Genomic DNA, 13,538 nt, shown 5'->3' with positions numbered 1-13,538 from the left:
CTGCCGACCGTGACCGGCGTCCACCCCCCGGCGCACCGCCCGCCCCGCCTCAAGGAGCCCTGTGTCCCCCCACCAGCCCGCCACCGAAGCACACCCCTACCAGGACCCCGCACGCACCACCGAAGAACGCGTCAAGGACCTGCTCGGCCGCATGACGCTGGAGGAGAAGGCAGGACAGCTCTTCCACACCATGGTCACCATCGGCCCGGACGGCACCCTCGTCGACGACCCCGCCCAGGCCCCCGGCCAGACCACCGCACCGCACATGGTCACCGCCCAACACATGACGCACTTCAACGTCCTGGGCGCCGCCGGGTCCCGCGAGATGGCCCTCTGGCACAACCGGCTGCAGGAGACGGCCGCCGCCACCCGCCTGGGCGTCCCCGTCACCCTGTCCACCGACCCCCGCCACGCCTTCAGCGACAACCCCGGCACCGCGATGATGGCCGGTCCGTTCTCGCAGTGGCCCGAGACGCTCGGCCTGGCCGCCCTCGCGGACGCCGACCTGGTCCGCCACTTCGCCGACACCGTCCGCCGTGAGTACCTCGCGGTCGGACTGCGTGTTGCACTCCACCCGCAGATCGACCTGGCGACCGAGCCCCGCTGGTCCCGCATCCCCGGCACCTTCGGGGAGGACGCCGACCTCACCTCAAAGCTGGTGGCCGCCTACATCAGCGGACTGCACGGCCCCGGCGGCGCCCTGGGTGCCGACAGTGTGGCCGCCGTGGTCAAGCACTTCCCCGGCGCAGGCCCGCAGAAGGACGGCGAGGACCCTCACTTCACCTACGGGCGGGAACAGGTCTATCCCGGCGGATACTTCGACTACCACCTGCAGCCCTTCAAGGCAGCCATCGCCGCCGGGGCCACCCAAATGATGCCCTACTACGGCATGCCCGTCGGCACCGAGCACGAAGAGGTCGGCTTCGGCTTCAACAAGGGCATCATCACCGGCCTGCTGCGCGAGGAACTCGGCTTCACCGGCATCGTCGTCGCCGACTGGGGACTGATCACCGAAAGCGACATCATGGGCGAGAAGCACCCCGCCCGCGCCTGGGGCGTGGAACACCTCACCCCCGCCGAACGCCTCCTGAAAGCACTGCACGCCGGAGTCGACCAGTTCGGCGGGGAGAACTGCCCCGACCTCGTCGTCGACCTCGTGCGCGCCGGCCGCCTCGACGAATCCCGCGTCGACGCTTCCGTGGCCCGGCTACTGGCCGAGAAGTTCCGGCTCGGACTCTTCGACGACCGCCGCTACGTCAACCCCGACCAGGCTGAACAGACCGTCGGACGCGCCGACTTCCGCGCCGCCGGCGCCATGGCCCAGCGCCGCTCGGCCACCCTGCTGAAGAACACCACGCGAGCCGATACACCGCTTCTGCCTCTGGCCGCTCGCCCCCGCCTGTACGTGGAAAACCTCCAGCCTGACGTCGCAGCCGACTACGCCGACATCACCGCCGACCCCGCCGACGCCGACCTGGCCGTCCTGCGCCTGAACACTCCCTACGAACCGCGCCCCGGCCTCTTCGAGTCGTTCTTCCACGCCGGCCGCCTCGACTTCCCCGAGAACGACCTGAAGAAGATCCTCAACCTCCTCGACACGGTGCCCACCATCGTCGTCCTGCACATCGAGCGCCCCGCCGTCATCCCCGAAATCGCCGAACGCTGCGCCGCTCTCCTGGCCACCTACGGCGCCAGCGACGAAGCGGTCCTCGACGTCCTGTTCGGCCGTGCCCACCCAGAGGGTCGCCTGCCCTTCCAACTGCCCCGCAGCATGGACGAGGTCGAGCGCGGCCGACCCGACGTCCCCCAGGAAAGCGCCGACCCGCTCTATCCCTTCGGAGGTACCTTCGGTGGCCAGTAGAAATCGTATTCTTTCGTTCGCGGCCGTCGCCGCCGCATTTCTCCTAGGGCTCGGTGCTCCGCCCGCGAACGCGTCCGGGGGCGAGGGACACGACGGTTGCGCGGCGCCAGCCGCGCCAGGGCTCACCACACTGTCCGTCGACTTCAACGGCGGCACCTATCCGGTGACGGTGTACGTGCCCAAGGGGTACGACGGGCACCGGTCCGTGCCCGTCGTGCTCGACCTGCACGGCAGCTCCTCCAACGCTGTCGAGCAACTCGACCGCAGCGACATGGAACAGGCCTCGGACAAGCACGGCTTCCTGGTGGTCGCGCCCAACGGCGGAACGGCCTTGCCGACCGGCGGCTACGCCTGGGTGCTGCCCGGTGTCCCCAACACCTCCGGGCAGTACCCAGGCCCCCAGGAGCGCGACGACGTCAAGTTCGTGTCCGCCACCCTGGACGCCGTGGAGCACGGCTTCTGCGTGGACTCCCGCCGGGTGTACGCCACCGGTTACTCCGGCGGCGCCCGGATGACCTCCCTGCTCGCCTGTCGGCTCGCCGACCAGCTCGCCGCCATCGCCCCGGTCGCCGGCCTGCGTGCGGGCAACCCCGCCGCCGCCGACCCGTCCACGGTGGATCCCACCACCTGCGCGCCGAGTCGGCCCGTGCCCGTGGTGGCCTTCCACGGCCAGGCCGACCCCGTCAATCCCTACGCCGGGGGCGGGGCCGTGTATTGGCAGTACTCGGTGCCCGTGGCACTGCGGCAGTGGGCAACCCTCAACGGCTGCCGGATCGACCGCGGCCCGATCGAGCGGAAGCTCACGGAGCATGTGACGCGCACGGCGTATGCGGGGTGCCGGGCGGGTGCGGACGTGCAGCTGTACACCATCTCGGACGGGGGTCACACGTGGCCGGGGTCCTCGGCGGTCTTCCCCGAGGGACTGGGCAAGGTGACTGCGGAGGTCAACGCGACCGAGGTGATGTGGCGGTTCTTCCGGCAGCACGCGCTGGTGGGGTGACGGGGACTGGTGACCGGGTGGGGAACGCCTGCGGCGGGCCCCGCCCCACGCCGCCCTACACCGCCGGAGCGAGTGGTGGGAACGGACCGCAGAAGGGCGAGCGGGGCGTCTTCTGCGTCAGGGCATGGATTCTCGCCATCAAGGTCCGGGGGCCGGGCATCGATGAGGCGTAGACGTACCACTTGTTCGTTCCCCCACATGCGTTTCCATCGGATCCGGCCCGCACGGGCACCAGCCACGCCGCGGTAGCGTCGTACGGCACGTTCACCGCAGGTGACGGGACCGAGATCGTGCTCTCGGTGCAGAACGAACGCGAATGGGCCTCCTTCTGCAGGACCGTACTGGCGCGCGCGGACCTGACCGCCGACGAGCATTCGACAGCGGCAGCCGATGTGTGACGCATCGCCGTGCACTGGAGGCGTACATCACCAAGGTCTTCTCCGGTGACGGGTGAACAGGTCGAGCAACGCCTCGCCAAGGGACGGATCGCCCACGCCCGGCAACGCGGCGTCGCAGAGATTGCAGCGCACCCCCAACTTGTGGCCCGAAACCGACTGACCGAGGTGGAGTCGCCCGTCGGCTCGCTGACAGCAGTCCTGCCAGCCATCGGACTGCGGGGGCGCCCTTCGCGCATGGATCCCATCCCCGCCCTTGGGCAGCATGCGGACGCCATTCTCGAAGAGCTCGCCTACGACGGCCCGGCGCGCGACCGGCTGCACATCGAATCCGCCGTCTGAACCAACCGCTGCAAGCACTGTGTCCGCCGCGGCGAATGGGCCGTGGCGGACACACTGCTTGCAGATATCGAAGTCCTCGCATACACGATCCTGAAGCGTCCTCCGAAGCCGGTCGGGCCCGCCGCCAGCGCCCCAAGTGCATGGGTGATGCCGCAACTCCGGGCGAGACGGGCGACGGGGCGTGGAGCCGTCCCTCGTCGGCGTGTTTCGGACTGGGCGAGAATCGTGTCCAGTGAAGCTCGGTCGATCACACCGTGTCGTTGCGCACGTCGGCACCGGTCAGGAACGACGGCGAGTCTCTTGGCACGGCACCTTGCCGGCCAGGAGACCGGGCCACGCGGGTACCGCGCCGTTGTCTCCGCCGAGGACCTCGCCGACCCCGGCTGGAACCTCATGGACGAGAGCGACGACACCGGCATCGCCCCCCGCGTCCTCCCGTGCGAACCCGATCGGCTGCTGCCGCCCGACCGGACGCTGGTCACCGACAGCGGCCGCCACGTCGCTGGGTGCCCATGCACATGAACGTCACCGAGCCCCGCGGGTTCGTGTTCACCCAGTCGTTTATGTCGCTGCGACTGTCGCTGGCGACCGGACTGGGCGCCTCCGTCGAGAGACCGTCCTCCCTGACCGTGGTGGTGGTCGGGGAGGACGGTCGGCTGCTCATGAGCCTCGGCGAGCTCGACAGTCTTGTCGCGCAGTCCCGGGACGGTGCTCCCATCCTCGTCGTGGTCATCGACGACGGAGCCTACGGCGCCGAGGTGCACCACTTCGCTCCGCTGGGCGAGCCCACGGACATCGTCGAGCACGGCACCCGTGTCTTCCTCGGCGTGGCAACGGCCCTGGGCGCCCAAGGGCGCGTCGTCCGATCGAGCAAGGACCCACCCGGGGCCTCCCGGCATGGCTGTCCCGCCCCGAGGGCGTCTTCGTCCTCGACTGCAAGATCAACGGCGCCATCGTGGCGCAGTGGCCCGAAGAAGCGTTCCGGGGCCACGCCTATTAATCCAGCTGTAGGTCGGTATTTGGGCTGGTCAGGGGCCTGGTGGCGTGGAGTGTAGCGGGGCGCCGGGTGAGCGGGAGGGACTTCCCCACCGCGCCCAGTTCGAGAGGTGGTTGAAGGTGGTGCGGGAGCGGGGTGGCGAGGGGCCGCGGATCGGGCGTCCGTGGTGACCCCGCCCCCACCAACTGGCAACATCCAGCGCTTGCCTCGCCTGAGACCGCGGGGCAGCCGGGCCTGTTCGCCGGCCTCCTTGGCGGACTGGGCAGTACTGGACGTTGCTCAGGCGGTGGTTTTGGCCGGCCTGTTGGTGATGATGGGACCGCCAACCAGTGACGTCCGGTTGCCCGTCAGGCGCTGCTGTACCCGCTTGGCCACGGCGCCCAGGCATAGGTTGACTGCGATGTACATTGCGCCGACAACGACCACGGTCTGGAACTGGTTGCCGAACTGGGTCCAGATCTGCCTGCCGACCGCGGCCAGGCCGGGGGCGAGGATGTAGTAGCCGAGGCTGGTGTCCTTCAGGGCCACCACGCACTGGCTGATGATCGCGGGCAGCATGATCTTGACGGCCTGAGGAAACAGGACATGGATCATTGCCTGTGTCTTGCGCATGCCTATGGCGTACGCGGCCTCGGCCTGCCCCTTGGGCACGGCCTCGACGCCGGCACGGAAGATCTCGGCGAGGACCGCGCCGTTGTAGAGGGTGAGGCCGATAACCAGGGACCAGTAGGAGCCGATGCCGTTGTCGCCCGCACCGAAGGACATGAAGATGAAGATGATGGCCAGGAGCAGGGGAACGGCGCGGAAGAACTCCACGACGGCCCAGCTCGGCCAGCGCAGCCAGGGGCGCTCGGACATCTTGCCCACGCCGAAGGCGATGCCGAAGACCATCGCGAAAAGGATCGAGGTGAAGGCCATCTGCACCGTCTGGAGCAGGCCGTCCACCAGCAGGGCGTGTATGAAGCTTGGCGTGACGAACGGTTCCCACGCCGGGTAGGCGAACTGTTTCTTGCTTGCCAGCAGCCATACGACGCTGCCGACCGCGGCGATCAGACCCGCGATCGCGGAGGCGGTGTAGATGCGGTGCCGGGCGCGGGCGCGTGGGCCCGGGGCGTCGAAGAGAACGTTGGTCACCGAGCTGCCCTCCAGCGTCGTTCCGTTACCACGGCTCCGGCCGAGAGCAATTCGACGATGACGATGTAACCAGCTGCGAAGACAAGGAAGATGAGCGTGTCGTCGGTGGACTCGTTGGTGAAGTAGCGCATGCGGGCCGTGGCCTCCATCAGGCCGAAAGCTGCCGCGACCGACGTGTTCTTGGTCATCGCGATGAGCACACTGGTCAGCGGCGGTACGGCCACGCGGAACGCCTGGGGCAGGATCACCTGGCTCAGCACCTGGCCGAAGGAGAGCCCGATTGAGCGGGCGGCCTCTGCCTGCCCCACCGGGACCGCGTTCACGCCGGAACGAATGGCCTCGCAGATGAACGACGAGGTATAGACCGTCATCGCGATCACGCCCTTGACCAGGAAGGACGCGTCAATGAGGAGACCAAGATTGGGCAGCGCGACGAAGACGAGGACGAAGACGAACAGCAGTGGCGTGTTGCGGGCCACGGCCACGTAGACCGCCGATGCCTTCTGCAGGACCCGCACGGGGCCGACAGCGGCCGCCGCCAGCAGCGTGCCGGCCGTCAGCGACGCAATGCCGGACACGAGCGCCAGCTGGACCGTCAGCCAGAACGCTTGAAGAACTAGGTCGAAATGGGAAGTTATGTGGTCCATGCGTCAGCTCAGCACCTCGGGCGTGGGTGAGGGATGGGGCTCGGTGGCCTGGACGGGCCGGGTCTACGAAGGTCAGGAGGCGAGGCAGGCGTCCGGGGCCGGTGGGGTGGGAGTCTGAACGCCGGACTTGCCGAGGGTGGTCTCGAACGCCTTCTTCCAGGTGCCGTCCTTCTCGGCCTTGGTGAGCGTGTCGGTGATCCACTGACACATCTCCGGGTGCTTGCGGGAGTAGCCCACGCCCCATCGCTCGTCGGAGAACGGCTTGACGACAACCTTGAGCTGGCCCTTGTGCTGTGCGGCGTAGCCGAGCAGGAGCGCGCCGTCGGTGGTCATCGCGTCAACGGTCCCGTTGAGGACCTGGTCGACGCACTCGGAGAAGGTGTCGAAACCGCGCGGCTTGGCGCCCTTGGCCTCGATCTGGTTCAGTGACGTGGAGCCGGTCACGGAGCAGACCTCCTTGCCCTTGACGTCGGCCAGGCTGTCGATCTTGCTGTCGGAGCGCACCAGCAGCTGCTGACCGGTCGTGTAGTAGGGGCCTGCCTGGCCGACGACCTTGCGGCGCTCGTCCGTGATCGAGTACGACGCGACGACCAGGTCGACCTCGCCGTTCTCCAGGAAGGGCTCCCGGTTGTCGCTGATCGTCTCCTTCCAGGCGATCTTCTCCGGTGCGATGCCGAGTGACGCGGCGAGGATCTTCGCTATCTCGGGGTCGAAGCCGACCGGCATTTTGTCGGTGGCGCCCTTGAAGCCGACGCCGGGCTGGTCGAATTTCACGCCGATGGTGATCTTGCCGGCGTCGGCCAGCTTCTGCATTCTGCCGCCGACGGTGAAGGTGGGCTTGTCAGTGGCCTTGATGCCGACGTCGCTGGACTCGCTGCTGCCGGCGTTGCCGCAGCCGGTCAGGATGAGGGCGAGAACCGCGATGCTCGCGGCGGCGGTTCTGTTTCTGGCAGGGGGCATGGTTGTCTCCTCTGTGCGTGGGCATGACGGACCGACAGGTCGCGTTACTCGGAGGTCTCTACGGGAGCGGGTTGGGGGGAGGGAAATCTCGGCGTCGCGCGGGCGCGAACTGACATAGCCCGCGAGGCGACCAGTGGGGAATGTGTGGGCGAGGCGCGGCCCCGAGGGGAGAGTCAGTGCTTGAGGATCTTGCCGAGGAAGTCCTTCGCCCTGTCCGATCGGGGGTGGGTGAAGAACACCTCGGGGGTGTTCTCCTCGATGATCTGGCCGTCCGCCAGGAAGACGACCCGGTCAGCTGCGGTACGGGCGAAGCCCATCTCATGGGTGACGACGATCATGGTCATGCCTTGTCGGGCCAGGTCGGCCATGACGTCGAGCACCTCCTTGATCATCTCCGGGTCGAGGGCGGAGGTGGGTTCATCGAAGAGCAGGGCCTTGGGCTCCATGGCAAGGGCGCGAGCGATGGCCACGCGTTGCTGCTGTCCGCCGGAGAGCTGGGCGGGGTACTTCGCCGCTTGGTGCCCCACGCCGACCCGGTCGAGCAGCTCGGCTGCCCGCTGTTCCGCGTCGGCCTTGTTCTTCTTGCGTACCTTGATGGGGCCCAGAGTGACGTTCTCCAGGATTGTCTTGTGGGCGAAGAGGTTGAAGCTCTGGAAGACCATCCCGACCTCGGCGCGCAGTCCGGCCAGTGCCCTTCCCTCCTGTGGCAGCGGCCGGCCGTCGAGAGTGATGGTGCCCTGGTCGATGGTTTCTAGCCGGTTGATGGCGCGACACAGCGTCGACTTGCCGGAACCGCTGGGCCCGATAACGACCACGACCTCACGGCGGCGGACGGACAGGTTGATGTCCTTCAGGACGTGATGGCCTCCGTACCACTTGTTGACGCCGGTCAGGGCGATCAGCGGCGCGTCGTCGTCGCGTGTTGCGACAGCGCTGTCCGGGGATGTGGCGGGAGACTCAGGCATGGCGGGCTCCTATCTGTCCGGTCACGTAGGGCAGGCTGATGTGCAGGTAACCGACGATGCCGAAAGTCGGCCAGTCGAAGATCGATGCCTTGACGTTCTGTCGACCGCCACGATGGTCTTCGCCGTGTGTATGTCGATCCGGAGCTCGCCCCGGAGACGCCTACAGCCAGGTCGAGTTGGGGGAGGAGAGCGACTTACTGCCCCCACGCGTCACCGCTGGCATGCTGTTTACGCCGACGGGAGCAATGGCGCCATATCACTTTCAGCGGTCCCGGACCGGGCGGACAAAGAGCGTTCTCAGCACGCTGTATGGGGCCACGGGGCAGACATCCGTGTTGATCAAGGGTGGCCGAACTGTACGTGGATGATGGACTTGTACATTCGGTTGCGCCGCGGCGTATCGGGTTGCGTGCGGCCTTGCTCGTCCGTGGCGCGTGAGACGACGCAGTATTCACCTGCGGTGGGCGGTCTCCAGGGCAGGGTGAACCGTTGCCATGAGCTGTCCTGTCTCGGGCCCAGTTCGGCTGCGGTCCAGGAATGGCCGCCGTCGGTGCTGATGTCGAGGCGGGAGATCGGATACTCGCCCCAGCACCATCCCCATATATCGACCAGAGCGTCATGGACAGGCTGGCCGTTGGCCGGAGCGACGATGACCGAGTTCGGTGCCGCTTCCCAGACCGGGGTTTCCCGGGTGGAGTTCGCGACTGTCTCCCGGTCGGTGTAGTACGTCGTGGTGAAGGCGCTGGTTGATCGCGATGCCGACAGGGAGACCGATCGCAGCCATTTCGTTGAGTTGGTTCCGTAGTAGCCCGGTACCACGAGTCGCACCGGGCCACCGTGTTCGACCGGAAGTGGCATGTTGTTCATTGCAACAGCAAGCAGAACCGAGGGATCACAGGCCTTCGAAATAGGTAGATCCTTTTCGTAGGCGGGATGTCGTGCGTGTTGCCACATCCCATGGTCGACGCCTCTGGAGATGAGGTACTGCGCGTCCTCGTGTGCGCCCGTCAGGTCCAGTATCGCGGCGATCGGGACGCCGGCCCATTTGATGTTGGCTACCCTGCGCTGGGGGATGTCGGGGTGGATCGGGTTGCCCGCACACTCGTGAAACGCGGTCACCTCGCGTTGCGGCAGGCTGGCCAAATCCTGGAGGCTCAGCTCGAGTTTTCGTCGCACGAGCCCGTCGATGGTCACCGTCCAGGATTCGGCGTCAACTCGGGGGACACCGAAGTGATCGGCCTGGAAAACGAACGGCGCGGGGGTGATGAAATCGGTGAGTTTACCCGTCAGCGTGTAGTCCATGCTGGTTGTCCCTGCGTGGTGACTCAGATCGATGAGGTCTCGCGCGCTGCCGCGATCACTTCAACCGCGACCACCGCGCCCTCGGCCGGCAGCCGGGGAACCTGGACCACAGACCGGGCCGGTGGCTGGGCGAACCTGCGACGCCAGACCTGTTCGAAGATCGGGAAGTCGGCCATGTTCCGCAGGAAGACCTGAGCCTTCACGGTCCGCCCGAGAGAACTGCCCACGCTGGTCAGCGCGTCGTCGAGTCGGTCAAGCACCCACTCCGTCTGCAACTCGACGGCTGAGGAGTAGTAGGGATAGGCGTGATGCGGGAGCAGTTGCGGCGGGACGTCGCCGGTGTCCATGCCGGCGTAGACCCCGGCCGAGAATGCCAGGTCTCCGCAGCCGACCGCGTCCGGTCCGCGTGATGTGTCGCGCTCGGATCGGCGGACCGTGTCGCCGAGGTAGGCGGTGAGATCGATCTCGATGATGGTGTCCGTGACCAGAAGTGCGCTGATACCGATGGTTGCGAGCGCGGGAAGGCCGGTGTGTGAGGAGTTCCATATGGCGTCGAAACCCGCGGGGTCGGAAAGATCGGTGAGCAGTGTCTGAGCTTTGACCACCTGGTCGGCTGTGGCACCGGCGGCAGCCAGGGACCTGCGCATGTTGGCCAGGACGTAGGCGGTCTGCTTGCCGACATCGCACCGCGTCGTGGCACCCGTGGCCTCAGTCGGCAGGCCGTTGACGGCGTCGTGCGCGAGTTGTCCGGAGGTGAAGACGAAATCTCCCGCCGTGACGGCTTCGACCTTCTTGGTCATGGGACGAGGCGCGTCCGAGGTGGCAGGGACCGCCGTGATGCCGCTGTCCGCCCTGAGGGCCACGACCGAGATCTCAATTTTGGCCTCCGGAACAAGCAGACCACTGACGGCCACAGTGGTACGGGTCGGCGGGCGCGTGAAGTAGGTGTTCCACACGCGGTCGAACTCGTAGAAGTCCGTGGGATCAGCGAGGAAGACGTTTGCCTTGACGACGTGCGCCAGGCTGATCCCGGCCGCGGCGAGCGTGTCGGAGATCGACGAGAGAACGGATTCCGTCTGCAGCGTGATGTCGGAGACGAGGAAGGACGGCCGCGGTGTAGCCGGGGGTGTGATGCCAGTGCTCCCGACGGTTGCCAGGACCGCGGAGGTGAAGACGAACGGCCCGGCGACGGTGCTCTCTGCCTGCCAGATGAGGGGGTGTACCGCGGGTTCCCGGACAGCACTGCTCTGCTGATTGACCATTGGGTAGGGGCTCCTGTCTCGTGTGGTGGGATCGGACTCGGTCAGTCGGGGTAGAGGCCTTGGCGCCTGATCATGTATTGGAGCCATGAGGCGTGGGCGAGTAGTTCGTCATCGCGGTGACGGGCACCGATCGCTTGGACCGCGAGCGGCAGCCCGTGTGGACCCAGGGCTGCGGGCAGTGCCAGGCAGGGAAGGCCCAGCAGCGTCCACGAGCGGTTGAACGCCGCGTCGCCGGTCGATCGCAGACCCAGGGGTGCTTCCCCGGTCGCGGCGAGGGTGAGAACCAGGTCGTAGCCGGTGAACCTCTCATGCACGGCTGCGGCGAGCTTGCTGCTTTCCGTCTTCGCTTGTTCGTATTCGCTGAACGCTATGGGCAGCCCTTGCCGGATGTCGGCCTTGAGGGGGGCGCCCAGGCTGTGTCGTTTCGTTGTCCACTCGAAGGTCAGTGATCGGGACGTCTCGAATCGGGAGATAGTCCGCTGCCAGTCCAGTGATCGGTCGAAACCCGCCGGCGCGGTGAGGTTGGCCACCCGGCAGCCGAGTGCGGAGCAGAGTTCGGCGACCGTCTCCAGCGCCTCGATCGCCCAGAGTTCGGCCCGGTCGGCGTACGGTCCCAGGAAGACGCCCACCGTTGGCCGGTGCTGTGGCGGCGGACGTTCCGCCAGCGTCTGCTCCCCGCGCAGCGCCGCGAAGAACAAGGCGACATCGTCGATGTCTGCCGCGAACAGGCCGAGGGTGTCAAGTGACCACGACGGTGACCTGGTTCCGTACAGCGAGATCGAACCGAAGCTTGGTTTGAAGCCGACGACCCCGCAGAAAGACGCCGGCCTGATGACCGACCCACCGGTCTGGGTACCGGTGGCCAGCGGCACCTGTCCGTCGGCGACCGCGGCTGCTGAGCCGGATGACGAACCCCCCGGGGTGTGGGCGGGGTTGTGCGGGTTCCGGGTCGGAGTCGGCTCGCTGCCACCGAATTCGGTGGTGGACGTCTTGCCGAGGATGACGGCGCCTGCCGAGCGTGCCAGAGCGACACACGCCGCATCAGCCGGGGGCCGGTGCCCCGCATACGCTGCTGAACCGTAACCGGTGGGCATGTCCGCGGTGTCGGAGAGATCCTTGATCCCTACCGGAACTCCATGGAGGAGACCTTTCGGCGTTTCCCGGTCGCGCTGCCGGGACTCCGCGACGGCCTCCAACTCGGCGAGATGAGACCAGGCGCGCAGGTCGTTCTCGCGCTGCTTGGCGCGGCGCAGGTAGCTACGCACCAGTTGTTCCGATGTGAGCCTGCCGGACGCGATCAGCCGGGCGCCTTCCAGCGCGGTCCGGGGCGGAGGCTCCGCGATCATCGGACTAGTCAGCGCTGACAAGGAGGGTGCCGGCGTCCATCACGATGCGGCCATCGACGGTGATGGTCGGATCGCGCAGGATGAAGTCGTAATGGCAGGACGCCTTGACGGTGCCGCCCAGGTTGACACTTGTGCCCACGCCGATGTGGCAGGTGTTGGCGACGCCTTCGTCCTCGAGCATCAGGCCGATCAGCCGGCACTCGGGGTTCATGCCCACGCCGAGTTCGGCGACGTTGTACACGCCTGGATCATCCATGGCCGCCCAGGCGGCGCGCACCGTGTCCGCAGCCCGGCCACCCTTGATCTCCACGACGTTGCCGTCACGGACCTCAAGCACGACCGGTTGGTCCAGCACCCCGATACCGAGGTAGGGGATACTCGCGTCGCAGACAATCCGGCCCTCGGCCGTGACGGGTGACACTGGCGACTCGATGTCCGGCACGGGGTGGAACTGGCCCGGACGCACGATGCCGGTCTTGGCGTGCGGAGAACCGAGCCGCCCGCTGATGTCGAGCTGGAGGTCGGTGCCCGCAGCGGTGGTCACCTGCACCGAGCCGCCGGTGTCCCACACCTTGGCCAAGGCGCGCACCGTCGGTTCGAGCGCGACGAAGTCGGCGTCGATGCCACCGGAGACCATCATTCCCGCAGTCCACTGCGTCATGTTGACGATCCGGGTCCCGTCGGCGCAGGCCTCACTGCCCGCCCTCGTGTGAGTGATCGAGGAGGTGAGTGGTGTGAACACCACCGCCGAACTCCGCATGGCCGCGGCCACCGCTGCACTCGGCTCGCCGGAGTCGGTGCCACCGCCGCTGACCACCATGACGGTCGGCTGCGCGCCTGCGGCAACCACCGCCTGAGCCAGCACCGTGGCAATCCGGGGATCCTGCCGGGCGTCAGTGACTATCAGAGCGTCTTCTCCCGGCTGAACCGCGGCGCAGACCGAAACGAGCTTTGTCGCGCCCTTCATCATCAATACCTCGAGCATCTGTCCTCTTCTTCGTGCGGTTCCGCGCGGGGGGCGAGCAAGGCCGAGTTGCTTCGCAGATCGGGCGGCAGGCTTCCTCGAATCCCGGGCATAATTGGGTCACTGGGTGACCCAATTATGCTCCGAAGGGATGGAATCCTGTGTGTGATGTGCGCCACATTCGCATAGTGGCCTCTGGTCTTACGGCGGTGGCTTCACGTGGGCGGATGCGGGAGGCGGTGCCGACGCGGCAGTGGTCATCTCGGCTTCCACTGCGAAGCGTGCTACGAGTCATCCGTCAAACCCACGGGGCGGGCTTCGCCGGAGAACGCCGCAGTACAGTCGGCTACCGGAGTGTCGGCC

14 protein-coding genes are annotated in these 13,538 nt (G+C 67.2%); 6 read left to right on the top strand and 8 right to left on the bottom strand.

Annotated elements, in window-relative coordinates; all coding sequences use genetic code 11:
* The first annotated feature begins 61 nt into the window (after positions 1 to 61).
* From BFN33_RS05565 to BFN33_RS05540, 6 genes are all read left to right on the top strand, one after another.
* Positions 62 to 1,861 carry a glycoside hydrolase family 3 protein gene (locus tag BFN33_RS05565; protein WP_069758659.1) on the top strand — a complete coding sequence of 600 codons (1,800 nt, stop codon included), beginning with the start codon at positions 62 to 64 and terminating at the stop codon, positions 1,859 to 1,861.
* Positions 1,851 to 2,861, top strand: a complete 1,011-nt coding sequence (locus BFN33_RS05560) for a PHB depolymerase family esterase (RefSeq protein ID WP_218108953.1) — start codon at positions 1,851 to 1,853, stop codon at positions 2,859 to 2,861. The genes BFN33_RS05565 and BFN33_RS05560 overlap by 11 nt, the downstream gene beginning before the upstream one ends.
* A 182-nt stretch (positions 2,862 to 3,043) precedes the next feature.
* On the top strand, positions 3,044 to 3,259 hold the full coding sequence (locus BFN33_RS55425; RefSeq protein ID WP_069758657.1) for a CoA transferase: 216 nt from the start codon (positions 3,044 to 3,046) through the stop codon (positions 3,257 to 3,259).
* A gap of 45 nt (positions 3,260 to 3,304) precedes the next feature.
* Entirely contained in the window at positions 3,305 to 3,598 is a 294-nt protein-coding gene (locus BFN33_RS05550) for a hypothetical protein (RefSeq protein ID WP_057617615.1), read from the top strand.
* A gap of 300 nt (positions 3,599 to 3,898) precedes the next feature.
* On the top strand, positions 3,899 to 4,120 hold the full coding sequence (locus BFN33_RS05545) for a hypothetical protein (protein ID WP_057617613.1): 222 nt from the start codon (positions 3,899 to 3,901) through the stop codon (positions 4,118 to 4,120).
* Entirely contained in the window at positions 4,117 to 4,653 is a 537-nt protein-coding gene (locus BFN33_RS05540; protein WP_158013155.1) for a thiamine pyrophosphate-dependent enzyme, read from the top strand. Before BFN33_RS05545 ends, BFN33_RS05540 begins: the two co-directional genes overlap by 4 nt.
* A gap of 221 nt (positions 4,654 to 4,874) precedes the next feature.
* Here the strand turns inward: BFN33_RS05540 and BFN33_RS05535 are convergent, their stop codons facing one another.
* The 8 genes from BFN33_RS05535 to BFN33_RS05500 form a co-directional block, all read right to left on the bottom strand.
* Positions 4,875 to 5,729 carry an amino acid ABC transporter permease gene (locus tag BFN33_RS05535; RefSeq protein WP_069758656.1) on the bottom strand — a complete coding sequence of 285 codons (855 nt, stop codon included), beginning with the start codon at positions 5,727 to 5,729 and terminating at the stop codon, positions 4,875 to 4,877.
* Positions 5,726 to 6,376 carry an amino acid ABC transporter permease gene (locus BFN33_RS05530; RefSeq protein WP_057617607.1) on the bottom strand — a complete coding sequence of 217 codons (651 nt, stop codon included), beginning with the start codon at positions 6,374 to 6,376 and terminating at the stop codon, positions 5,726 to 5,728. The genes BFN33_RS05535 and BFN33_RS05530 overlap by 4 nt, the downstream gene beginning before the upstream one ends.
* A 72-nt stretch (positions 6,377 to 6,448) precedes the next feature.
* On the bottom strand, positions 6,449 to 7,336 hold the full coding sequence (locus tag BFN33_RS05525) for a glutamate ABC transporter substrate-binding protein (protein WP_069758655.1): 888 nt from the start codon (positions 7,334 to 7,336) through the stop codon (positions 6,449 to 6,451).
* A gap of 173 nt (positions 7,337 to 7,509) precedes the next feature.
* Complete coding sequence (locus BFN33_RS05520) at positions 7,510 to 8,301, bottom strand: amino acid ABC transporter ATP-binding protein (RefSeq protein WP_057617603.1); 792 nt, start codon at positions 8,299 to 8,301, stop codon at positions 7,510 to 7,512.
* A 339-nt stretch (positions 8,302 to 8,640) separates the two neighbouring features.
* A complete protein-coding gene (locus BFN33_RS05515; protein ID WP_057617601.1) occupies positions 8,641 to 9,603 on the bottom strand; it encodes a molybdopterin-dependent oxidoreductase in 963 nt (320 codons plus the stop codon).
* Between the two features lie 23 nt (positions 9,604 to 9,626).
* Positions 9,627 to 10,865 (bottom strand): RidA family protein, encoded by a 1,239-nt coding sequence (locus BFN33_RS05510; protein ID WP_069758654.1) that lies wholly within the window; start codon positions 10,863 to 10,865, stop codon positions 9,627 to 9,629.
* 41 nt (positions 10,866 to 10,906) lie between these two features.
* Positions 10,907 to 12,211, bottom strand: a complete 1,305-nt coding sequence (locus BFN33_RS05505) for an amidase (RefSeq protein WP_057617596.1) — start codon at positions 12,209 to 12,211, stop codon at positions 10,907 to 10,909.
* A 4-nt stretch (positions 12,212 to 12,215) separates the two neighbouring features.
* Positions 12,216 to 13,196 (bottom strand): aminopeptidase, encoded by a 981-nt coding sequence (locus BFN33_RS05500; RefSeq protein ID WP_069758653.1) that lies wholly within the window; start codon positions 13,194 to 13,196, stop codon positions 12,216 to 12,218.
* Positions 13,197 to 13,538 lie beyond the last annotated feature (342 nt).

The organism is Streptomyces sp. LUP47B (genome assembly GCF_001746295.1).
Lineage (GTDB): Bacteria > Actinomycetota > Actinomycetes > Streptomycetales > Streptomycetaceae > Streptomyces.
The sequence above is the reverse complement of the archived record's forward strand: the minus strand, read 5'-3'. Positions and strand labels throughout refer to the sequence as shown.